The following is a 21,644-nucleotide window of genomic DNA, read 5'->3' as shown; positions in this document are numbered from 1 at the left end:
ACAAGTTGTGAAATGGGGAGGTGGTGCAATGGAGAGTGGTAATTCTGGCTTCGTGAGCGTCACTCGCCACTTCTGCTTGGCCTACGCCGGGACGCCCAGCGAGATGGAGAGCTGAAAACCGTCGGTGGTGTTGCCGGTGACGGTGGCCAGCTCCAGGCTCACGCCGTCGCTGAACACGTTGTCCTGGGCGTTGGGGGTGTAGCCCGTCAGGCCTTTGGCGTAGCCGTTGACCAGGGCCACGGCCGAGCCGGAGCCTTCGGGGAAGGCAATCTGGGTGACTTTCAACGACTGCCCGCTGGCCGAGTACACGTGCACGTGGATGTGGGTGGCACGGCCGGAGTACCAGCCCGGGAAGATGCTGGTGAACGTGACCAGCCCGGTGGCGTCGGTGGTCTGGCGCCCGCGCAAAAAGTGCACCGCCTGGTAGTTGGTCGACTGCATCTGGGTGCCGCCGTACTCGGAGTAGTTGCCCTCGGCGTCGCAGTGCCAGATGTCGACCAGTGCCCCGGCCAGAGCGGCGCAGCCGTTGTTGGTGTTGGTGATGGTAACCTTGGCCGTGAGCAGGTGCCCGGTTTTGCCGTCGCGGATGTCGGAGCGCACGTAGGAGGCCGGCTGCTTGGTGGGGAAGGGGCCCTCGGTTTCGGTGGGGGCCGCCGAGCAGCTGCCCGTGGTACCGCCCGTGGTGGTGGAGCCCGAGGCGTCCGGGGTCACCTCATCCTTGCCGCAGGCCGACAACAGCGCCGGGGCCGTCACGGCCCCGACCAGGAGACTCTTCAAAAAGTGCTTGCGTTCCATGCAGGTAGTTGCGTTACGGGTGACTGATTCGCTGGATCGAAGTTGTATTTATCCTTTTTAAGGCGCTGTCTGGAATCGACTACCCGGGCAATTGTGCCGACGAACCAAGGCGTTCCTTCGCGGCCCGTAGCGGCCGTCGCAAGGAGGGGAGTAGCAATTGGTAAAAGCGCTGCCAGGTGGTTTTGGCGTGAAATACAGCAGCTGTTAGCTGATGTGCTTGCCACGGACACGGTCGCAGCTGCGCGTTTTTGCGGAGGCAGAGGAAGCATTTCAGCAGTGGCGCTCCGCGGTAGAATCAATGAATTGAAATGGTACTTTGGCTGTTGGGTGAGTTGGGCCGCCCAGACGGAGCGGTGGTCGAGAAAAAGCGTCGACTGGTCGAGTTTTGGCCCACTGCCACGCGCAACCGGACGGTCCGGCGCCCGCTGCCGACCTTTGCCCCGATGCACACCCTCGAACAGCTCCGCGCCGGGCAATTGGCCGGCGCCACCCGCCTCGACCTTGCCGCCGGCCTCACGGAGTTTCCGCGCGAAATATTTGACCTGGCCGATACGCTGGAAGTCCTCAACCTTTCCGGCAACTGCCTGCGCACGCTGCCCGCCGACCTGGGCCGCCTGCACCGCCTGCGCATCCTCTTCTGCTCCGACAACTTGTTCGAGGAAGTTCCCGCCGCCGTGGGCCAGTGCACCGCGCTGAGCATGGTGGGCTTCAAGGCCAACCAGATCCGCACGCTGCCGGCCGCCGCACTGCCGCCGCGGCTGCGCTGGCTGATTCTGACCGATAATCAACTGCAGGCATTGCCGCCCGAAATCGGCCGCTGCCAGCACCTGCAGAAGCTCATGCTGGCCGGCAACAAGCTGCGCGCGCTGCCCGCCGAATTGGCCAACTGCCACCAGCTGGAGCTGCTGCGCCTGGCCGCCAACGAGCTTGACCACTTGCCCGGCTGGCTGCTGACCCTGCCGCGCCTGAGCTGGCTGGCCTACGCCGGCAACCCCTTCGCCGACCGCAGCGAAGAAGCCGTGCTGGCCCGGCACCCCATTCGCCAGATTGCCTGGCCCGAGCTGACCCTGCACGAGCAGTTGGGCGAAGGGGCTTCGGGCGTCATCAGCCGGGCGACGTGGCAGCCGGCCGGTGCCGCCCCGCAGGACGTGGCCGTGAAGCTGTTCAAAGGCGCCGTGACCAGCGACGGGCTGCCCCACAGCGAAATGGATGCCTGCATCAGTGCCGGCCGCCACGCGCACCTGATCGGGGTGGAGGGGCAGATAACGGGGCACCCGGCCGGGGCCGAGGGCTTGGTGTTGCCGCTCATCCGCCCCAGCTACGGCAACCTCGCCGGGCCGCCCAGCTTCGCTACCTGCACCCGCGACGTGTACGCTCCCGACACCCGCTTCACGCTTCCGACCGCCCTACGCATTGCCGCGGGCATTGCCGGCGCCGCGGCGCACCTGCACGCGCAGGGCATTACCCACGGCGACCTGTACGCCCACAACATCCTCGTGGAGCCCGCCGGCCACGCCCTGCTCGGCGACTTTGGCGCGGCCAGCTTTTTCGAGCCGGCCGATGCGGCCACGGCCCAAGGCCTGCAGCGCCTGGAAGTGCGGGCTTTCGGCTGCCTGCTGGAAGAACTGCTGACGCACTGCCACGCGCTTTCGGCGGCCGAACAAGTCGTAGTGGACGACCTATGGACGCTGCAGCGCCGGTGCGTGCAGCCCGATACGCTGGCCCGCCCCCGGTTTGCCGACATTGCAACTGCCCTAGGCGAGCTAGGCGCCGGTCGCGCAACGGAACGGTAACCCGGCGGGTAAAGGCGCGGATGGGCTTCCCTTTTTTCCGGTTCTTGACTTCGCGCCCAGGTCATAAAGAGGTCGTTGACTGGTCGTTGAACCGCCGCCGAGGGCGAAACGGCGACTCAACAACCGGCCCCGCAGCTGCGTTTGTACCCCGCTCATGTCCCTCCACGCTGTCCCTATGTTTCGCTGGGCCGACGTTATCACCTACGCCAAATACGGCAACCCCGAGCCGCCCCGGCGCCTGGCGCTGAGCGAAGCCGACTGGCAGCAGCGCCTGACGCCCGCGCAGTACGCCGTGCTGCGCGGATGCGGCACCGAGCCGCCCTACCGCAACGCCTACTGCCGCAGCTATGAGCCCGGCCGCTACGTGTGCGCCGGCTGCGGCAGCCTCTTGTTTGATTCGGCCACGAAGTACCACGCCATTTCGGGCTGGCCGAGCTTCACCCAGCCGGCCGCGCGCCACGCCCTCAGCTACCACTTCGACAACTCCCACCACATGCAGCGGGTGGAGGTGCGCTGCAACGCGTGCGGCGGCCACCTCGGCCACGTTTTCCCCGACGGGCCGGCGCCGGCCGGACTGCGCTACTGCATCAACTCGGTGAGTTTGCGCCACGAAGCGCCCGACGTAGGCGCAGATAACACGTAGTTCGGGTTTTCGTCTAAACGGACCTTTGGTTCTCACGGGTCGTCGCAACGAGTAGGTAGTTGTAATGGTGCGAAAAACTACTCATCGTAATGAGTGAGCAGTTGTAACGGTGCGGAAGGCAACTCGTCGCGACGAGTAGTCCCTTGTAGCGGTGCGGGGCCCTGGTTTTCGGGACGAGTGGGCGCGGATAACGAGACGGCGGTGGGGCTTGAGCAGGACCGCGTTAGGCGGCAGCGGGGGCGGGGGCGTGGCCTATTTGCCGGCAGCTGCGTATTTCGGGCATTCGTTTCCCGCTTTTCACTTACCCGGCATGACCAGACCGCCCGCTTCGCCCCCCGATTCCGCTGCTTCTCATTCTGGCTTCGTGCAGGTGCGCGGGGCGCGGGAGCACAACCTCAAGGACGTCGACGTGGACATTCCGCGCGACGCGCTGGTGGTGTTTACCGGCGTGTCGGGTTCGGGCAAGTCGAGTCTGGCCTTCGGCACGCTCTACGCCGAGGCCCAGCGCCGCTACCTGGAGTCGGTGTCGCCCTACGCACGGCGGCTGTTCCACCAAATGTCGGTGCCCGCCGTCGACCGCATCGACGGGCTGCCGCCCGCCGTGGCCCTGCAGCAGCAGCGCGGCACGCCCACCACCCGCTCGTCGGTGGGCTCGGTGACGACCCTCTCCAACCTGCTGCGCATGCTCTACTCCCGCGCCGGCGACTACCCCGCCGGGCAGGGCATCATCTACGCGGAAGCGTTTTCGAGCAACACGCCCGAGGGCGCCTGCCCGCAGTGCCACGGGCTGGGGCGCATCTACGAGGTGACGGAGCAAAGCATGGTGCCCGACCCCACGCTCACCATTCGGGAGCGGGCCATTGCCGCTTGGCCCCAGGCCTGGGGCGGGCAAAACCAGCGCGACATCCTCGTGACCCTGGGCTACAACGTCGATATTCCCTGGCAGGAATTGCCGCAAGCGCAGCGCAACTGGATCCTCTTCACCGAGGAGCAGCCGGTGGTGCCGGTGTACCCCGGCTACACCCCGGCCGAAACGCAGCGCGCCCTCAAGCGCAAGGAGCCGCCCAACTACATGGGCACCTTCACCAGCGTGCGGCGCCACGTGCTCCACACCTTCGCCACCACCCAGAGCCCGCTGATGAAAAAGCGCGCCCTGCAGTACATGCTCAGCACCGAGTGCCCCACCTGCCACGGCAAGCGCCTGCGCCCCGAGTCGCTGAGCGTCACCTTCGCCGGTCTCGACATTGCCGACATGGCCCGGCAACCGCTCAAGCGTGTGGCCGAGCTGCTGAAGCCCTACGCCGAGGGCACCGCCAAGGGCCGCAAAAAGCACGACGCCGAGCACCCCGAGCAGGCCGAAGTGGCCCGCCGCATTGCCTGCGACCTGACGGCCCGCCTGCGCGTGCTCCTCGACCTGGGGCTGGGCTACCTGCAGCTGGAACGAAGCACACCCACCCTCTCGCCCGGCGAGCTGCAGCGCCTGCGGCTGGCTACCCAGTTGTATTCCAACCTGTTCGGCGTGGTCTACGTGCTCGACGAGCCCTCCGCCGGCCTGCACCCCTCCGACACCGAAGCCCTGCTGCGCGCCCTGCACAGCCTCAAAGCCGCCGGCAACACCCTCTTCGTGGTGGAGCACAACCTCGACGTGGTGCGCCAGGCCGATTGGTTGGTGGACGTGGGGCCCGCGGCGGGGGAGAAGGGCGGCCAGATTCTCTACAGCGGCCCCGTGCCGGCCCTGGCCGAGGTAGAGGCCTCGCAGACGCGCCGCTACCTGTTCCGGGAAGAGGCCCCCGCCAGCCGGCCGCCGCGCGAGCCCGCCGGCTGGCTGCGCCTCGAAGGCGTGCGCCGCAACAACCTCGACGGGCTGAGCGTGCAGTTTCCGCTGGGCGTGCTCACCACCGTCACGGGCGTGTCGGGCTCGGGCAAGTCGTCCTTGGTGAGCCAAGTACTGGTGGAGTTGGTAGCGGAGGCCTTGGGCGTCAGGAACGACGACGAGGGCTCGGCGGAGGCGGGCGAAGAAGACCCGCTGCACGCGGCCGCGCCGGCTTCGCTCGAAGGCCGCATTGTCGGCGGGCTGGAGGGCATCCGCCGCCTGGTGCGCGTGGACCAGAAACCCATCGGGCGCACGCCGCGCTCCAACATGGCCACCTACACCGGGCTGTTCGACCACGTGCGCAAGCTGTTTGCGGCCACGCCCCAGGCCCGGCAGCGCCGCTACGACGCGGGCCGCTTCTCCTTCAACGTGGCCAAGGGCCGCTGCGAAAACTGCCAGGGCGAGGGGTTTGTGATGGTGGAGCTGCTGTTTCTGCCCTCGGTGTACTCGCCCTGCCCCGTCTGCCACGGCGCCCGCTACAACGCCAAAACCCTGGAAATCCAGTACCGCGACCGAAACATTGCCCAGGTGCTCGACCTCACGGTGGACGCGGCCTACGAGTTCTTCGACGAGGAACCCACCGTGCAGCGCGCCCTCGGCGTGCTGCGCGAAGTGGGGCTGGGCTACCTGCGCCTCGGCCAACCCGCCACCGAGCTGTCGGGCGGGGAGGCCCAGCGCATCAAGCTGGCTACCGAGCTGCAGCGCGCCCAGCGCGGCGACGCCCTCTACGTGCTCGACGAGCCCACCACCGGCCTGCACCCCTCCGACGTGGAAAAACTGCTGGCCCAGCTCAGCCGCCTCGTCGACGCGGGCAACACGGTGGTGGTGGTGGAGCACGACATGCGCGTGGTGGCCGCTTCCGACTGGGTGCTCGACATGGGCCCCGGCGCCGGCGACGAGGGCGGCCACGTGGTGGCCGAAGGCACCCCGGCCGCGGTGGCCAAGGCCAAAGAAAGCCGCACGGCGCCCTACCTGGCCCGCTTCCGCCGCGGTTAAGCTCGGTTGGGACTCCGGCACGGCCATGCCTGCCCAGCCACACCACCTCGGCCTCCGCACCTCCCGGCCTCGCCCGATCGGCCAACAGCCGTCCGTCATGTCGAGCGAAGTCGAGACACCTTGCCGGATAGTAATCTGCTCGTTGAGGTTACTATCCGGCATCAGCACGCGAGATGTCTCGACTTCGCTCGACATGACGGGCTGGAGTGATTGTGTAGTGAAGCCCGCGAAACGCCATAAACTTCGGTTTGATACGGATCGGGGTGGTGTAATAAAGCTTAGGCCCAAGGGCAACGCTGCTTCGAATGCGTGGATGCCAGATGAGGGGCAAATGGCGTGTTATGCATGGACCAAGCAACGCGAAACATCCACACGTACCACCGCGAAGCCTTCCCTAAACACCCGGCCCCCGCGCCGTAAGCGGAACCATCCGTTTCTTTGCGCCCCGACATCCACCTGCACCCTATGTCCGCTGCTACTCCCGCCCTGCGCACCGTCGACGTGACGCGCTACGTCACGCCCCTGCGCGAAGGCGGTTCCCTGCCCGCCCTGGTCGAAGCCGACGACGGCTTTTTGTACGTGCTCAAATTCCGCGGCGCCGGTCAGGGCCCCAAGGCCCTCATTGCCGAGCTGATTGTGGGCGAACTGGCCCGCGTGCTCGGTTTGCGCGTGCCCGAGCTGGTGTTCGTGGGCCTCGACGAAGCCTTCGGCCGCACCGAGCCTGACGAGGAAATCCAGGACCTGCTGCGGGCCAGTGAGGGCCTGAACCTGGCCCTGCACTACCTCTCCGGCGCCATCACCTTCGATCCGCTCGTCACCGTCATTGATGCCCGCCTGGCCTCGCAGGTGGTGTGGCTCGACGCGCTGACCTTGAACGTAGACCGCACCGCCCGCAACACCAACATGCTCATGTGGCACAAGGAGTTGTGGCTCATCGACCACGGCGCGGCCCTATACGCCCACCACACCGGCCCCGGCTGGGCCACCCGGCCGCGCCCGTTCCCGCAGATCAAGGACCACGTGCTGCTGCCCCGCGCCACCGAGCTGCGTGCCGCCGACGCCGAGCTGCGCCCGCGCCTCACGCCCGCGGTCATCGAGGGCATCGTGGGGCTGGTTCCCGATGCATGGCTCGTGGAGCCCGACCAAAGCCCCGCGGAGCAGCGCGCCGCTTACGTGCAGTTTTTGACGGCCCGCGTGGCCGCCTCCGAGTCATTCACCACCGAAGCCGACCATGCCCGACAAGCACTTGTTTGAGTACGCCGTGCTGCGCGTGGTGCCGCGCGTGGAGCGCGAGGAGTTCCTCAACGTGGGCGTGGTGCTCTACTGCCGCGACCAGGGCTTTCTGCAGTGCCGCTACCTGCTGCGCGAAGCCCGCCTGCGCGCCTTCGCCGGCGACGCCGTGGACCTTGGGGAGCTAACCGCCCGCCTGCACGCCTTCGACAAAATCTGCCGCGGGCGCAAGGAGGGCGGCCCCATCGGGCAGTTGGGGCTGGCCGAGCGGTTTCGCTGGCTCACCGCCACCCGCAGCACCATCGTGCAGACCTCGGCCGTGCACCCCGGCCTCTGCCACGACGCGGCCGAGACGCTTGACCGCCTGCACGCGCAGCTAGTGGAGTAGATTTCACTTCTGGCCCCGAGGAAATGCTTGGTGCGTTTTCTTGAATGACGCGCTGCAAGCAAGGCAAGGAAGTCGAAAATCAGCACCAGCAGTAGCACCATCCGGCACTGCGCGCAGGCAGGACGGTTCGCCCCGCCGTCATTGCGAGCGAAGCGCGGCAATCGTTCCGCTAGTAGCACTGCCGAGGCAATACCTACTTACCCCAAAACACTACCGCCCGAAACTTCGCGTCTGGAGTTTCGGGCGGTAGTGTTTTTCGGTTTGTGCCTCTTGTCCCGTCGTGCCGCGAGAGGAAGGATTGCCGCGCTTCGCTCGCCATGATGGCCGGGTGAACCGATGGCATGTAAATCCGCCCGCTTTGCTAGATGCTTGACATCTAGGCTACGGGCTGGGAAAAGGGCCTACGCGTCCGTGGCTACGCGGTACTCGGGGTCTTCCAGGATGTTCACTTCCACCAGCGCGCCGGCGTTTTGCAGCAGCTGGCGGCAGTCGGGGCTGAGGTGGCGCAGGTGCAGGGTCTTGCCCAGGCGCTGGTAGCGTTCGGTGAGCTTGTGCAACGCGTCGAGGCCCGACATATCAGCCACGCGGCTGTCGCGGAAGTCGAGGACGACCTGCTGCGGGTCCGTGGCGGGGTCGAACTTCTCGGTGAAGGCTTGCACTGAGGCGAAGAACAGCGGGCCGTACAGCTCGTAGTGCTTCACGCCGGCCGCGTCCACGTACTTGCGCGCCCGAATACGTTTGGCGTTTTCCCAGGCAAAGGCCAGGGCCGAAATGACCACGCCCAGCAGCACCGCCAAGGCCAGGTTCTGCGACACGGCCGTTACCACCGTCACCAGCAGCATCACGGCCACGTCGGTGCGGGGCATGCGGCGCAAAATGCGCAGGCTGGCCCACTCGAAGGTGCTGATGACCACCGTGAACATCACGCCCACCAGGGCCGCCAAGGGCAGCCGCTCGATCAGGCCCGAACCCACCACCACGAACAAGGCCAGCGCCACCGCTGCCACCACGCCCGACAGCCGCCCGCGCCCCCGCGACTCCAGGTTCACCATCGTTTGCCCGATCATGGCGCAGCCGCCCATGCCGCCGGTCAGGCCCGAGGCCACGTTGGCCAGGCCCTGGGCCACGCAGTCTTGGTTGCCGCGCCCGCGGGTGTCGGTCATTTCGTCCACCACGGTCAGCGTCAGCAGGCTTTCGGTGAGGCCCACCAAGGCCATGATGAGGGCGTAGGGCGCCACCACGGCCAGCGTCGCCCAGGTGAAGGGCACCTGCGGCAGGTGCAGCTGCGGCAGCCCGCCCTTGATGGAGGCAATGTCGCCCACCGCCTTGGTGTCGAGCCCGCCCAGGATGACCAGCGCCGAGGTAACGACAATGGCCGCCAGCGAGGCGGGCACGGCCTTGGTCAGGCGCGGTAGCAGGTACACCACGGCCATGGTCAGCGCCACCAGGCTCAGCATCAGCAGCAAGGGCATGCCCGTGAGCCAATGCGCGGTACCGGTAGCCGCGTCGCGCACTTTGAACTGCTCCAGCTGGGCCATGAAGATGATCAGGGCCAGGCCGTTGACGAAGCCGAACACCACCGGCTGCGGCACCAGCCGGATAAACTTGCCGAAGCGCAGCAGCCCGATGGCAATCTGAATCAGGCCCATCAGCACCACGGCCGCAAACAGGTACTCGGGCCCGTGCTGCACCACCAGGCTCACGATGACCACTGCCACCGAGCCCGCCGCGCCGGATATCATACCGGGTCGTCCGCCGAAAACGCTGGTGAGCAGGCAGATGACGAAGGCCGAACCAATGCCCACCAGCGGGCTGATGTGGGCCAGCAGGGCAAAGGCCACCACCTCCGGCACCAGGGCCAGGGCGGTGGTCAGGCCGGCCAGGATTTCATTTTTGACGTTGACTTTGTAGGACGCCAGATAGGCGGGAAGCGAAATCATACAAGAGCTGAGAACGGGCAAAAGAAAAGCCGCACGCTGCGCGGGGCGAAGCGGCGGCACCAAGCATGCAGGCCCGTTCTCAGGGCGGAGTCAGCCGGAAAAGAAACGCGGAGAAGAAAGGCATACGTGCCGCAAAAATAGGGCATCGGTCCCCAAAGCCGGCGCCCGGCTTCAGCGCAGCCCCAGCAGGCAGGTAGTGGGCGGCAGCTGCGCGGACAGGGCCGGCACGATGCTGGTGGCGGCCGTGACGTGACCCGCCGCGTCTTGGTACACGACCACGTACTCCGTCGGGGCGCCCACGGGCAGCGGGGCGGAGTCGACGAAGGGGCTGCGGGCGTTGTGGGCAATGCACTCCCAGGGCGCGTAGCGGCTGCGGCGGTACACGTAGGCGTAGTGACCCGGCACCTGGGCGAAGTCGAGGCGGCGGCCGGCCGGCACCATGTGCAGCCGCAGCGAGGAGCTCAACGTAGACGTAGGCATAACGAGGTGTCTGGGGTAAGGGGAGGGCCAGGCCCCTGCAAAGGCCGCTGCGGAAACGGGCGGCGCCCCGGCTTTGGCTCCCGAACTTGTACGGATTTTGCGGCCGGAAACTTCGGATTTACGCTGCGGCTCAGGTGCCGTCCTCCGGCGTGAAGTACTGTTCCGTATCGAGCAGGGAAGTGGCAATGGCCCAGGAAATGTGCGCGCTGCCCACCAGCTCGCGCGTGGCCGGGTAGGCCTCGAAGTACTGCTCGGTGATGAAGGCAGCGGCCTGCTCGGTGCCCATCGACGCCCACAGCAGCCGCGGCATTTCCATGCGCCAGCGGTGCGAGCCGCTATCGGCCCGGCACCGGATGCGCACGCGAACCATGGCCCAGCGGGGCGCGGCGCTGGCTTGTATGGTGTAGGAGATGGGGACGCTCATGCAAGAGGAGAGGCGGAGAAGCGGGACGGGCCGGGCGCTAGGAGTGCAGCCTGGGGAAGAGGTCGTGGTGGTGCGCGGCCAGGCTGGCGGCAATGCGGCGGCGCACCGCGCACAGACCCAGGTGCTGCACCGATTCGGGGCAGTGGCAGCGGTAGAGGCGGGTGACGAAACCGGCCGCCGCGCGCGTGCCCAGCGACTCCCACAGCAGGTAGGGCAGCTCGACTTCGTACACGTCGGTGCCGGTGCGCGTGTGCGTGACCAGGATCAGCGCTACCGCGGCACCACTGGTTTCGGCGTACACGCGCAGGATGCGCCATGAACTGGCTGGGGGCGCTGAGCTAAGCATGGCAGGGGGAGAAGGAGCACCTAAAGTTGCCCAAAAGGCTGGCCCGGTAAACCCGTACAAAATGGGATTTTGCGCCGGTGAATACGGAGCCGACGAAGTAGCGGCGCCGGCACTAAGGCCGCCGCCAAGTGTAAAAGAGTCGGGCCCGCGCGGGCCAGGGCTGCACGGCCCTGGGCCGGGGCGGCCCTACGCCACCGGGGCGTGAAACGTGAGCACCGGGGCGGCCGTTTGCACCGCCACGCTTTCGGCAATGCTGCCCTGCAGCCAGTGGCGCAGCCCGGTGCGGCCGTGGGTGAGCATGACCACCAAATCGGCGTGGGCCTGGGCGGCGTAGCGCGGAATACCCGCGCTGACCGCCGGCGCGTCGACCACGTCGGGTTCGTAGGCGGCCAAGTCGTGGCGCTGGGCAAACGCGTGGATGCGGGCCTCGGCCGCGGCGTAGTCGCTGGCGTGGGTGACCACGTCGAGCAAATGCAGGGTGGCCTCGGGGAAGGCCGCGCACAGCTGGCGCAGGCTGGCCGCGGCCCCGTCGGCTTCGGGCGCGAAGTCGGAGGCAAATACGATGTGGCGCACGTCGAACTGCGGGGCCGGGTGCTTCACCGTCAGCACCGGGCAGGGCGCCAGCCGCACCAGCCGCTCGGCGTGCGAATCGGGCGCGAAGAGCAGGTGCGAGCCGGGCGTGTGCTCGTGGGCGCCCACCACCACCAAATCAATGTGCTGGGCCCGGATGGTATCGAGCACGGCCGCGTCCACGTCGCCGGTGGCCACGATGTCCTGCACCGGCACCTCGGGCTGGGTGCGGGCGGCTTCGGCCATCAATTCGTGCATGCGGCGCTTGGTGGCCTGCAGCAACTGCACCATAAACACGCCGTCGAGACCGGAACCGCCGGCGGCCGAGCCCGTCGAGACCACGCCGGCGGCGCCGGGGGTATCCACCACGTGCAGCAAGGTGATGCGGCCCCCGGTGCGGCGGGCCAGCTGCAGCGCCACCTCGAAGGCGTGGTGCGCTTCGGGGGAGAAATCAGTGGGAACGAGGAGGTGTTGCATGGCTAGGGAAGTGGGGAAGAGGAAGGGAATTCGGCGGCACGTGGGGTTGAATGGGAATATATTAAAAATAATTTGGATTTGAGGCGTGCGGCGCCCACAAGCGCTGGGCCGCCACCGCCCGCACGGTCGGCCCGGTTGCGGCCGCGGCCGGGGGCGCGGAAGTGGTTGGCTTCGAAATGCTTTGGCAAACTGCTATACTTCGCCTCGAACGTCATTCGTCCCGCACCGCCATGAACCCCGCTGCCCCCACGACCACCGAACCGCTGAGCCCCGGCCTGCTCAGCGAGGACCTCGCGCCGGTGCCCGCCCCGGCCCGCACCTGGACCACCGCCAACTACGCCGCGCTCTGGATCAGCATGAGCCTGTGCATTCCCACCTACATGCTGGCTTCCTCGCTCATCGACGGGGGCATGAACTGGTGGCAGGCCCTGCTGACCATCTTCCTCGGCAACACGGTGGTGCTGGTGCCTATGCTGCTCAACGGCCACGCCGGGGCCCGCTACGGCATTCCGTTCCCGGTGTTTGCGCGGGCCTCGTTCGGGGTGCGCGGGGCCAACGTGCCCGCGTTGCTGCGCGCCGTCATTGCCTGCGGCTGGTTCGGCATTCAGACGTGGATTGGCGGCTTTGCCCTCTACCAGATGGCCGTGCTCTGGTGGCCGGCGCTGGGCCAGCTGCCGCCGGTGTTTCCGGCCTCCTGGGGGCTGGCTACCGGGCCGGCGCTGGTGTTTCTGCTGTTTTGGGCCCTGAATATGTACGTGGTCTACCTCGGCGTCGACAGCATCAAGAAGCTGCTGGTGTTCAAGGCGTTTTTCCTGCCAGTCGCGGCCGTAGCCCTGCTGTGGTGGGCCATTTCGGCCGGGCACGGGCTGGGGCCGATACTGGCCCGGCCCAGCAAGTTCGCTTCCGCCGCCGAGTTCTGGGCCTATTTCTTTCCGGCCCTCACGGGCATGGTCGGCTTCTGGGCCACCCTGTCGCTGAACATTCCGGACTTCACCCGCTACGCCGTTTCGCAGCGGGCGCAGGTGCTGGGCCAGGCCCTGGGCCTGCCCACGTCGATGACTTTGTTTTCCTTCGTGGGCGTGGTCGTGACCTCGGCCACCTTCGTCATCTACGGCCAAACCATTTGGGACCCGGTGGTGCTGGCCGGCAAGTTCGAGAGCAAGCTGCTGGTGTCGGTGGCCATGCTGGCCGTGGCCCTGAGCACGCTGGCCACCAACATTGCCGCCAACATCGTGAGCCCGGCCAACGACTTTGCCAACCTCAACCCGCAGCGCATCAGCTTCACCACCGGCGGCTACCTCACCGGTGTCATCGGCCTGCTCATTTTTCCCTGGAAGCTCATTGCCGACCCCTCGGGCTACATTTTCACCTGGCTGGTGGGCTACTCGGCCCTGCTCGGGCCCATCGGCGGCATCATGATAGCCGACTACTACCTGCTGCGCCGCCGCCAACTCGACGTGCCCGACCTCTACCGCTACGACGGCCGCTATGCCTACCGCGGCGGCATCAACCGGGCGGCCATGCTGGCGCTGGCCATTGGCATTCTGCCCAACGTGCCGGGCTTTCTGCAGGCCGTGGGCGCGCTGCCCGCCGGCGCCGTGTGGCCCTGGCTGGCCGGCCTCTACAACTACGCCTGGTTTGTGGGCTTCTTCCTCTCCGGCGGCTTGTACGTGGCGCTGATGCGCCCGCGCACCGCGCCGGTGCCGCTGGCCGTGGCCGGGTAATTCCGCTGGGTCGCCGCCGGCACATTCCCCACGCCGAACCAACAAAAAGGCCCCGCAGCACGTGCTGCGGGGCCTTTTTTACGAACAAACTAACTCGGAGCCGGTGACTGGCTCCGCGCCGCTTACTCCACCACGAGGCGCTTGATGAGCACGCCGGCTTCGGTGGTCAGGTGCAGGGAATACACGCCGCGCGGCAGCGGGGCTACGTCGAAGGCGGCTTTGCTGCCGTTGGCCGCGGCCGGCAGGGTGCGCTGCTGCACCTGCTGGCCAATGCTGTTGAACAGCGTCACCGTTACGGCTTTGCGGCTCAGCGAAGCGGGCACTTCCAGCCAGAAGCTGCGCTGCGCCGGGTTGGGGTACAGCTGCACTTGCTGGGCCAGAGCGCCGTTCGAGGAGGCCGTCACCAACGTCGAGAACGTGACGGCCGTGGAGGGCGCCGACGTGGTGCTGCCGCAGGTGCTGGCCACCGTCACCGAGTAGGTCGTGTTCGGCGTCAGAACGGGCAACGCGACCGGGGAGCCGGTGCCCACCACCGTTAGCGCCGCGCCGCCCGTGGGCGTGTAGGTCACCGTGTAGGAGCCGGCCCCGGCGGCGGGCGTAAAGGTAACCGTGGCCGCCGTCGACGTCACCCCGCTCACCGCCACGCCGGTCGGCGCCGCGCAGGTGGCCGTGGGCAGCGTGGTGAAGGTGGCGGTAGCGGCCGCCGAGGTCTGCCCGCCGGCGCAGTTGCTCACCACCGACACGGTGTACTGCGTATTCGGCGTCAGGCCCGCCAGCGCCACCGGCGAAGCCGTGGGCGCCGGCGTTACCGTCGTGGCCGCGCCGCCCTGCGGCGTGTACGTCACCGTGTAGCTCGAGCCAGTACCCGTAAAGCTCAGGCTGGCCGAGGTCGTGGTGATGCTGCCGGCCGCCAAGCCCGTTACAGCGTTACAGGGCGCCAGCGTGGTGAAGGTCGTGGTCGTCGGCGTCGAGCTGAGCCCGTTGCCGCAGTTGCTCACCACCGATACCGTGTACTGGGTGTTCGGGGTGAGGCCCGTGAGGCTGACGGGAGAGGCCGTGGGGGCCGGCGTGACGGTCGTAGCCGAGCCGCCCTGCGGCGTGTACGTCACCGTGTAACTGGCGCCCGAGCCGGTAAAGCTCAGGCTAGCCGAAGTGGTGGTGATGCTGCCCGCGGCCAGGCCCGTCACCGGGTTGCAGGGCGTGAGCGTGGTAAACGTCGTAGTGGCCGCCGCGCTCTGGCCGCTGCCGCAGTTGCTCACGATGCGCACCGTGTACTGGGTGCCCGGCGTGAGCCCGCTCAGCGCCACCGGCGAAGCCGTGGGGTTGGGCGTCACCGTCGTGGCCGAGCCGCCCTGCGGCGTGTACGTTACGGTGTAGCTCGAGCCGTTGCCGACGCCGAAGTTCACCGTCGCCGTGGTCGTGGTGATGCCCGTCACGCTCAGGCCGGTGGGGGCCACGCACGAGGTGGTCGTAAACGTGGTGGTAGCCGCCGCCGAGGTTTCGCCGGGCTGGCAGTTGCTCACCACCGACACCGTATAGGTGGTGCCGGGAGCCAGGCCCGTCAGGGCCACCGGCGAGCCGGTGGGCGTGGGCGTTACGGTGGTGGCCGAGCCGCCGGTGGGCGTGTAGGTCACCGTGTAGCTGGTGCCGGCGCTGGGCGGAGTAAAGCTCACGCTGGCCGAGGTGGTGGTGATGCTGCCGACGGCCAGGTTGGTCACGGCCGGGCAGGCCGGGTCGGTAGCGGCGCACACCGTGAACTGGCCGCCAGCCGTGCTGCCGACTTGCCATACGCGGGCGTACACCGTGCTGCCGGGCGTCAGGCCGGTGGCGCGCACCTGCGAGAAGTTCGTGGAGCCGAAGTTGTCGTTGCAGCCCAGCGAGGTCAGCGCCCCGCAGGTGCCCGAGTACAGCTGCAGACCGGTGTCGGTGACGGCGCTGCCGCTCACCGCGCCGGTCGTGACCTGCACGATGCCGTTGGCCGGCACGGTCAGGCTAAACCACACGTCGTTGACGGCGCCCGTGGTGCAGCTCGGTGCCGTGATGGGGGCAGCCGACGCCGTGGCGCCCACCGTGGTGGCCGTCACGGGCGTGCAGCTGGTGCCCACCGTCAGGCTGGTCGGGGCCGCGCAGTTGTCGTTGGCCGGGGGCGGCGGGGCGGTGGTGAAGGTCAGGGCCAACGGCAGGCCGGTACCGGCGGCGCAGGTGGCCTGAATGGTAACGGTGTAAGTCGTGTTGGCCGTCAGGCCGGTCAGCTGGGCCGGCGAGGCGGTGGGGTTGGGCGTGAGGATGCTCAGCGTGCCGCCGGTGGGCGTGTAGGTCACCGTGTAGCTGGTGGCCCCGGTGGGCGCCGTAAACGTCAGCGCGGCCGAGGTGGCGGTGATGTTGTTCACGCTCAGGTTGCTCACCGTGCCGCAGGGCGCGTCGGTCTGGGCGCAGATGGTGAAGTCGGTGCCGGCGGTGTTGTTGAACTTCCATACCCGCGCGTACACCGTGCTGCCCGGCGTGAGGCCGGTGCGGCGCAGCAGCGAGAAGCTGCCGTTGGGCGAGCTGTCGTCGTCGCAGCCGAGCAGCGTGAGGTTGCCGCAGCTGCCCGAGTACAGGGCCAAGCCAGTGTCAGTCATGCTGTTGGTGGCGCCGGGCCCGGTTTCCACCTGAATGTTGCCGTTGGCGGGCACCGTCAGGCTGTACCACACGTCCAGCGTGGTGGCCTGGAAGCCCGCGCAGCCCGGGGCCGGAGCGCCCGTCGAGGAAGTGGCCGCCGTGATGGTGCCCGGCACTGCCGCCCCGCAGGTGCTGATGCCGATGCTGGTGATGGGCGTGGCGCCGGCGCATTCGTCGTTGGCGGGGGCCCCGCCGCTGGCCGTGTAGGTGCGCGTGAGCACCGAACCCGTGCCGGCCGGGCACACGCTCTGCAGCGTCACGTTGTAGGTCACGCCGGTGGTCAGGCCCGTCAGCGCCACCGGCGAAGTCGTCGGGGCGGGCGTCACGGTCGTGGTGGTGCCCCCGCCCTGCGGCGTGTAGGTCACGATGTAGCTGGTGGCGTTGCCGCTGGGCGTAAACGCGAGGCTGGCCGTGGTGGCGTTGACGCCGGTAATGGCCAGGTTAGTCGGGTCGGGACAGGCCGGGGCGCCCGTCACGCAGACGGTGAACTGCCCGCGCGGGCTGGTGTCGCTGTAGCCGGCCACCATCACGTAGTAGGTGGTGCTGGGCGTGAGCGAAGTGTAGCTCAGCGGAGCCGCCGCGCCGGTGGCCGCCTGCGAGCAGGCCAGCTGCGTCAGGCTGCCGCTGCAGGAGGCGGCCGAGAACAGGCGTACCTGCCCGGCCGCCGCCCCCGTCACCGTAACGGTGGCGCTGGTGCTGGCCCCGCCGGTGGCCGGGGTGGTAAACTGGTACCACACGTCCATGGGGCTGGCGTCGGCGGCGCAGCTGGGGTTGGTGTAGCCGTTGGGCGTGGTGGTGCCGGCCCCAAAGGTGGTACCGGTGGTCGGGTTGCAGGTAGCGCCCACCGGCAGGCTGATGGCCCCGCAGGGGTCATCGTTGAGCAGGGGCACCGTGAAGCTGAAAAACGGCGACTGCAGCGTGGTGCCGCCGCACTCCGTGCGGATAGAGGCGAAATAGGTGGTGCCCGGCGTCAGGCCCGTAAACAGCACCGGCGAGGTGGCGTTGTTCACGGTTTGCTGCCCGCCAGTGCCGCCCTGCAGCACGGCTGTAAACGTGGTGTTGCCCGGGCCGGGCGTAAACGACACCGAGGCCGACGTGCCCGTCGGGTAAGTCACGCCGAGCACGGCCGGCGCGCCGCAGGTGGGCGGGTCGGTGATGCAGATGGTAAACTGGCCCTGGGTGTCGGTGGAAGTGTAGCCCGCCACCTGGATGTAGTAGGTGGTGCCGGGCTGCAGGGCCCCCGTCACGAGGCGCGGGGCAGCCGTGTTGGCCGCATTCGACGACGAGCAAGTAATCTGGGTGAAGGTGCTCGTGCAGGAGCTGGCCGAGAACAGGCGAATCAAGCCGGCGGGGTTGCCCGTCACGGTGATGGTGGCGCCGGCGCTTCCCGCGCCCGTGGTGGCGGTGGTAAACTTGTACCACACGTCCTTGGGCGCGGTGTTGTTGAAGGCGCCGCAGGTGTTGGCCACCGTGCCGTTGACGGCGGTGGTGGTGGCGCCCACGTTGGTGCCCACGGTGGGCGTCACGCACAGGCTGCCGTTGAGGCTGAGCTGCACGGCGCCGCAGGGGTCATCGTTGGCCGGGGCCTGGGCCTGCGCCGCGGCGCTCAGCAGCCACAGGGCCAGCAGGGCGGGCAGCCCCGCCACCGGCGGGCCGAAGCGCCTACAACAGGAAAGCAGCCATTGGGTGAGCCGCTGGGTGAGGGGTAATGCTGGGGGCATAGAAAAAGGAAAAAGTGGATGGAAGGGAACCGGGCAGCGACGGGCGGTGATGGGCCAAATCCCTGACACTGTGTCGACAATGTAAAGATTTAATTGTCGTATTCAATTATTTGGATAATCTAACCGCTACGCGCGTTTCGCAGCCGCCGCCACCCACGCCGCTGCCGGCCGTACAAAGCCGGGCGGGCGCCCCGGCAAAGGGCCCTGCCGCGTTGTATGGCTAGCTTTATTGGTGAATTTTTTCGCAACCCCGCCGTTGTCGGCTCGCTTGTGCCCAGCTCCCCGGAGCTAACGGCCCAGGTCATGGCGCCCATCGATTTCGGCCGCGCCGGCTGCATCGTCGAGTACGGCCCGGGCACCGGCGTCTTTACCGAGGCGCTGCTGCAGCGGCGCCGCCCCGAGACGCGCATCGTGCTCATCGAGGTGAACCGGCGCTTCTGCCAGCTGCTGCAGGAGCGCTACGCCGCCCACGTCGGCGTGCACATCATCCACGGCTCGGCCGACCGCACCGCCGAGTACCTGCAGGCCCTCGGCCTGACTGCGGCCGATTACGTGGTGTGCGGCCTGCCGTTTTCTTCGCTGCCGCGGCGGCTGGGCTGGCGCGTGCTGGCCCATACCCGCGAGGTGCTGCTGCCCGCCGGCCGGCTGATTTTGTTTCAGTACTCGGAGCGCAACCGCCGCCTGTTCGAGCGGTTTTTCCGGTTGGAAGGGCACGAGCACGTGCTGCTCAACCTGCCGCCCGCTCATGTGTTTACCTACGCACCGGCAGCCGAGGCCCCGGCGGTCTGAAACGGGGGAGGGGAAGCTCCCTGCTAATCCGCGGCAAGCTGCTCCGGATAACTCGAGAGCTTTTGTGTAAATACATTTACATTTTATATAGGAATAACTATGTTTAGTGTCAAATTACACCAGTTCGTTCCCCTATGGAGCCACGCTTTACCCCAACCCCCGCCGCCCGAACCCCTTTGCTTCGTGCCCTGCAGCGGGCCTTCGGCCTGGCCGTAGCGGCCAACGAGCCCGGTGCCCCGTCGGCCGAAACCCTGGCCGACATGGCCACCAGCCAGAGCCGCCGCGACTTTCTGGCCAACACCGCCAAGCTGGGTTTGCTGGTGGGGGCCGGCGGCCTGCTGGCGGCCTGCGAAGCCGACACGGTTGCGCCCGCCGCCCCCACGGCCGCTCGCGGCAGCTTCGACGGCAAGGGCGCCCCGCCGCGCATTGCGGTGGTGGGCGCGGGCATGGCCGGGCTGAACTGCGCCTACCAGCTGCTGAAGGCCGGCCTACGCGCCGACGTGTACGAGGCCAGCAACCGCGCCGGCGGCCGCATATTCACCGCCCGCGACCTTATGGCCCCGGGCTTGACCACCGAGCTCGGCGGCGAATTCATCGACAGCGGCCACACCGACATGCTACGGCTGGTGCGCGAGTTCGGCCTGCCGCTCTACGACGTGGAGGCGCCCAGCGAAACGGTGCTCCGAAAAGACGCGTACTTTTTCGGGGGGCAGCAGTACACCGTGGCGCAGGTAATTCAGGCTTTTCAGCCCTACGCCCGCCAGATCGGGGCCGACTGCCGCTCCCTGCCCAACACCATCACCTTCGATAACCTGACGGCTGCCGCAGCCCGCTTCGACCGGCTTTCCATCAGCCAGTATTTCGACTCCATCGGCATGGGGCCGGGGCTGATTCGCACGCTGCTGGAAGTGGCCTACCTAACCGAGTACGGCCTCGAAGCCACCGAGCAAACGGCCATCAACTTCCTCTGGCTGTTCTCGGCCGACACCCACAAGGGCACGTTTGACATCTTCGGCGTCAGCGACGAGCGGTACAAAATTCAGGGCGGCAACCAGCGCCTGACCGACGCGCTGGCCCAGCAGCTCGGCGGGCAACTCAACCTGCAGCACAAACTCTTGCGCGTGGCCCAGAACGCCGCTGGCCAGTACGTGCTCATGTTCCAGACCGGCGCCCCGCAACCCCTCGACGTGGTGGCCGACTACGTGGTGCTGACCTTGCCCTTCACGGTGCTGCGGCAGGTGGATTTGCAGGTGAACCTGCCGGCCTGGAAAACCACCGCCATCCAGCAATTGGGCTACGGCACCAACGCCAAGCTGTTTCTGGGCTTCCACGGCCGCCCCTGGCGCACCGACGGCTACACCGGCTACCTCTTCTCCGACCGGCCCGTGCAGAGCGGATGGGACTCGGGGCAGCTGCAGCCCACCGCGCAGTCGGCCTACACGGTGTATTTGGGCGGGCAGGAAGGCCAGCGCGTGGGCGCCGGCTCACCCCAAAGCCAGGTGAGCCGTTACCTGCCGGTGCTGGAGGCCGCCTGGCCCAGCGCCCGAGGCCGCTACAACGGCCGCGTGGAACGCATGCACTGGCCCACGCACCCGTTCACGCTGGCCAGCTACGCCTGTTACCGACCGGGCCAGTACACCCGCATTGCCGGGGCCGAAGGCCGCTCGGTGGGCAACCTGTACTTTGCCGGGGAGCATTGCAGCGCCTGGTACCAAGGCTACATGAACGGCGCCGCCGAAACGGGGCGTATGGCCGCCGAGGGCATTCAAAAAGCCCTGAACGGCCATCAATCGGCCCTGCACCGCCGCCTGCGCCAGCGCGAAGCGGCGCTGGTGTAAGCCGACTCACCGCCCTGATCCGAAAAACGACCTCGTTCTTTCAGCCAAAGCACCGGGCCGTTGCGTTGCCGGAACGGCGGGTCGGGGCCCTACCACCTGGCCAAACGCGAAGCAGGGGCGCTGCCTTGGGCGCGGGCCTGGCGCCCGCGGCGCCGATTAGTCCCAATCGTTCAGCAGGCGGCGTACCAGGATGATCTGACCGGTGTGGTAGGCGGTGTGGTCGGCAATAAGCAAGGCCTCGCGCAGCAGGGTTTGGCCGGTGCCGTGGGGCAGGGGCGCCAGCAAGTCATGGGCCGGGTCCTGGAGCAAGGCCAGAAACTGGGTGCGGTCCTCTTTGATCTGTTGCAGCGTGGCTTGCCAGCGCGCGGCGTCGGCGTGGTCGGCGGGCCAGTAGCCCTCGGGCCACTGCGGCGACTCGTGCCGGGCGTCGCGGCTGAACTCCAGGATGTCCCACTGCGCGATGCGCACGTGCTCGGCCAGCTCCCACAGCGAGTAGGGCAGCCCGTCGGGGCGCTGGTTGAGCAGCGCGGCGGGCACGTCGGCCGTGGCTTCTTCGAACGTGACGTGGGCCTGGCCCTGTTCCAGCAGGGCCGTCAGCTCCTTGACGAGGGTGGCGCGGGTGTGCTTGTCCATGGCAGCAAGGCCGGCTGGGGCCGGCGCGGTGCATAACTACGCAGACGCAGAATCAGTGTTTGCCACAGGCCAAAACGAGTAGTAATAACGCCACATGCCGCCCGTGTGCTGCGTTTAAGAACCCGAGGCCAGTCGCCAATATGCGGCAACTCGGTCGGTTTCAGGTGTGGGACCGGCTGTGGCGGCGGGCCTTTCTTCTGACGACCCCGCGGCAGACGGCCGCGGGGTCGTTTTGCGTTCGGGGCTTTGGCACGGTGCGCGCCATCAGCGGCCCGGCGCATCCCGCCAACGACGCCGGCCCCGCCGACAGCACGGCTGTAGGC

At 67.8% G+C, this 21,644-nt stretch carries 17 protein-coding genes; 9 read left to right on the top strand and 8 right to left on the bottom strand.

Annotated features, from left to right (window positions below; translation table 11 throughout):
* Positions 1 to 81 precede the first annotated feature (81 nt).
* Entirely contained in the window at positions 82 to 795 is a 714-nt protein-coding gene (locus LJ737_RS25555; protein WP_227769615.1) for a dioxygenase family protein, read from the bottom strand.
* A gap of 443 nt (positions 796 to 1,238) precedes the next feature.
* On the opposite strand from LJ737_RS25555, the gene LJ737_RS25550 reads away from it, so the two are divergent.
* From LJ737_RS25550 to LJ737_RS25530, 5 genes are all read left to right on the top strand, one after another.
* Positions 1,239 to 2,588 (top strand): leucine-rich repeat-containing protein kinase family protein, encoded by a 1,350-nt coding sequence (locus tag LJ737_RS25550; RefSeq protein ID WP_227769614.1) that lies wholly within the window; start codon positions 1,239 to 1,241, stop codon positions 2,586 to 2,588.
* Positions 2,589 to 2,763: 175 nt separating this feature from the next.
* Complete coding sequence (gene msrB / locus LJ737_RS25545; RefSeq protein WP_227769613.1) at positions 2,764 to 3,231, top strand: peptide-methionine (R)-S-oxide reductase MsrB; 468 nt, start codon at positions 2,764 to 2,766, stop codon at positions 3,229 to 3,231.
* A 310-nt stretch (positions 3,232 to 3,541) separates the two neighbouring features.
* Positions 3,542 to 6,100: an excinuclease ABC subunit UvrA gene (gene uvrA / locus LJ737_RS25540; protein WP_227769612.1), complete on the top strand. Its 2,559-nt coding sequence runs from the start codon at positions 3,542 to 3,544 to the stop codon at positions 6,098 to 6,100.
* Between the two features lie 465 nt (positions 6,101 to 6,565).
* Positions 6,566 to 7,354 (top strand): HipA family kinase, encoded by a 789-nt coding sequence (locus tag LJ737_RS25535; RefSeq protein ID WP_227769611.1) that lies wholly within the window; start codon positions 6,566 to 6,568, stop codon positions 7,352 to 7,354.
* The gene (locus LJ737_RS25530) at positions 7,332 to 7,718 is read left to right on the top strand and encodes a DUF3037 domain-containing protein (RefSeq protein ID WP_227769610.1); all 387 of its coding nucleotides are present in this window, start codon (positions 7,332 to 7,334) and stop codon (positions 7,716 to 7,718) included. The genes LJ737_RS25535 and LJ737_RS25530 overlap by 23 nt, the downstream gene beginning before the upstream one ends.
* A gap of 401 nt (positions 7,719 to 8,119) precedes the next feature.
* Here the strand turns inward: LJ737_RS25530 and LJ737_RS25525 are convergent, their stop codons facing one another.
* The 5 genes from LJ737_RS25525 to LJ737_RS25505 form a co-directional block, all read right to left on the bottom strand.
* The gene (locus LJ737_RS25525) at positions 8,120 to 9,658 is read right to left on the bottom strand and encodes a SulP family inorganic anion transporter (protein ID WP_227769609.1); all 1,539 of its coding nucleotides are present in this window, start codon (positions 9,656 to 9,658) and stop codon (positions 8,120 to 8,122) included.
* A 171-nt stretch (positions 9,659 to 9,829) separates the two neighbouring features.
* A complete protein-coding gene (locus LJ737_RS25520) occupies positions 9,830 to 10,138 on the bottom strand; it encodes a hypothetical protein (protein ID WP_227769608.1) in 309 nt (102 codons plus the stop codon).
* A gap of 130 nt (positions 10,139 to 10,268) precedes the next feature.
* Positions 10,269 to 10,562: a hypothetical protein gene (locus tag LJ737_RS25515; RefSeq protein ID WP_227769607.1), complete on the bottom strand. Its 294-nt coding sequence runs from the start codon at positions 10,560 to 10,562 to the stop codon at positions 10,269 to 10,271.
* Between the two features lie 37 nt (positions 10,563 to 10,599).
* The gene (locus LJ737_RS25510) at positions 10,600 to 10,908 is read right to left on the bottom strand and encodes a hypothetical protein (protein ID WP_227769606.1); all 309 of its coding nucleotides are present in this window, start codon (positions 10,906 to 10,908) and stop codon (positions 10,600 to 10,602) included.
* A gap of 186 nt (positions 10,909 to 11,094) precedes the next feature.
* Positions 11,095 to 11,955, bottom strand: coding sequence for a universal stress protein (locus tag LJ737_RS25505; protein ID WP_227769605.1), 861 nt, complete (start codon positions 11,953 to 11,955; stop codon positions 11,095 to 11,097).
* A 230-nt stretch (positions 11,956 to 12,185) separates the two neighbouring features.
* Between LJ737_RS25505 and LJ737_RS25500 the strand changes: the two genes are divergently transcribed.
* Positions 12,186 to 13,679: an NCS1 family nucleobase:cation symporter-1 gene (locus LJ737_RS25500; RefSeq protein WP_227769604.1), complete on the top strand. Its 1,494-nt coding sequence runs from the start codon at positions 12,186 to 12,188 to the stop codon at positions 13,677 to 13,679.
* 122 nt (positions 13,680 to 13,801) lie between these two features.
* Here the strand turns inward: LJ737_RS25500 and LJ737_RS25495 are convergent, their stop codons facing one another.
* Complete coding sequence (locus tag LJ737_RS25495) at positions 13,802 to 18,061, bottom strand: T9SS type A sorting domain-containing protein (protein ID WP_227769603.1); 4,260 nt, start codon at positions 18,059 to 18,061, stop codon at positions 13,802 to 13,804.
* 216 nt (positions 18,062 to 18,277) lie between these two features.
* Here LJ737_RS25495 and LJ737_RS25490 point away from each other — a divergent pair, with 216 nt between their 5' ends.
* Entirely contained in the window at positions 18,278 to 18,850 is a 573-nt protein-coding gene (locus LJ737_RS25490; protein ID WP_227769602.1) for a class I SAM-dependent methyltransferase, read from the top strand.
* Between the two features lie 176 nt (positions 18,851 to 19,026).
* Positions 19,027 to 20,688 (top strand): flavin monoamine oxidase family protein, encoded by a 1,662-nt coding sequence (locus LJ737_RS25485; protein WP_227769601.1) that lies wholly within the window; start codon positions 19,027 to 19,029, stop codon positions 20,686 to 20,688.
* Positions 20,689 to 20,844: 156 nt separating this feature from the next.
* Here the strand turns inward: LJ737_RS25485 and LJ737_RS25480 are convergent, their stop codons facing one another.
* Complete coding sequence (locus LJ737_RS25480; RefSeq protein ID WP_227769600.1) at positions 20,845 to 21,321, bottom strand: DinB family protein; 477 nt, start codon at positions 21,319 to 21,321, stop codon at positions 20,845 to 20,847.
* A gap of 140 nt (positions 21,322 to 21,461) precedes the next feature.
* Between LJ737_RS25480 and LJ737_RS25475 the strand changes: the two genes are divergently transcribed.
* Positions 21,462 to 21,644 (top strand): hypothetical protein (locus LJ737_RS25475; protein ID WP_227769599.1); only part of this gene is annotated, 183 nt, incomplete at its 3' end.

The organism is Hymenobacter sp. 15J16-1T3B, from assembly GCF_020711235.1.
GTDB lineage: Bacteria > Bacteroidota > Bacteroidia > Cytophagales > Hymenobacteraceae > Solirubrum.
This window is presented reverse-complemented; position numbering and strand designations above follow the sequence as displayed.

Bases quoted from the DNA above. Each gene is read 5' to 3' on its own strand.
- LJ737_RS25480 (WP_227769600.1), bottom strand. From the start codon at position 21,321: ATGGACAAGCACACCCGCGCCACCCTCGTCAAGGAGCTGACGGCCCTG.
- LJ737_RS25555 (WP_227769615.1), bottom strand. From the start codon at position 795: ATGGAACGCAAGCACTTTTTGAAGAGTCTCCTGGTCGGGGCCGTGACG.
- uvrA (WP_227769612.1), top strand. From the start codon at position 3,542: ATGACCAGACCGCCCGCTTCGCCCCCCGATTCCGCTGCTTCTCATTCT.
- LJ737_RS25530 (WP_227769610.1), top strand. From the start codon at position 7,332: ATGCCCGACAAGCACTTGTTTGAGTACGCCGTGCTGCGCGTGGTGCCG.
- LJ737_RS25515 (WP_227769607.1), bottom strand. From the start codon at position 10,562: ATGAGCGTCCCCATCTCCTACACCATACAAGCCAGCGCCGCGCCCCGC.
- LJ737_RS25520 (WP_227769608.1), bottom strand. From the start codon at position 10,138: ATGCCTACGTCTACGTTGAGCTCCTCGCTGCGGCTGCACATGGTGCCG.
- LJ737_RS25505 (WP_227769605.1), bottom strand. From the start codon at position 11,955: ATGCAACACCTCCTCGTTCCCACTGATTTCTCCCCCGAAGCGCACCAC.
- msrB (WP_227769613.1), top strand. From the start codon at position 2,764: ATGTTTCGCTGGGCCGACGTTATCACCTACGCCAAATACGGCAACCCC.
- LJ737_RS25495 (WP_227769603.1), bottom strand. From the start codon at position 18,061: ATGCCCCCAGCATTACCCCTCACCCAGCGGCTCACCCAATGGCTGCTT.
- LJ737_RS25490 (WP_227769602.1), top strand. From the start codon at position 18,278: ATGGCTAGCTTTATTGGTGAATTTTTTCGCAACCCCGCCGTTGTCGGC.
- LJ737_RS25550 (WP_227769614.1), top strand. From the start codon at position 1,239: ATGCACACCCTCGAACAGCTCCGCGCCGGGCAATTGGCCGGCGCCACC.
- LJ737_RS25525 (WP_227769609.1), bottom strand. From the start codon at position 9,658: ATGATTTCGCTTCCCGCCTATCTGGCGTCCTACAAAGTCAACGTCAAA.
- LJ737_RS25535 (WP_227769611.1), top strand. From the start codon at position 6,566: ATGTCCGCTGCTACTCCCGCCCTGCGCACCGTCGACGTGACGCGCTAC.
- LJ737_RS25510 (WP_227769606.1), bottom strand. From the start codon at position 10,908: ATGCTTAGCTCAGCGCCCCCAGCCAGTTCATGGCGCATCCTGCGCGTG.
- LJ737_RS25500 (WP_227769604.1), top strand. From the start codon at position 12,186: ATGAACCCCGCTGCCCCCACGACCACCGAACCGCTGAGCCCCGGCCTG.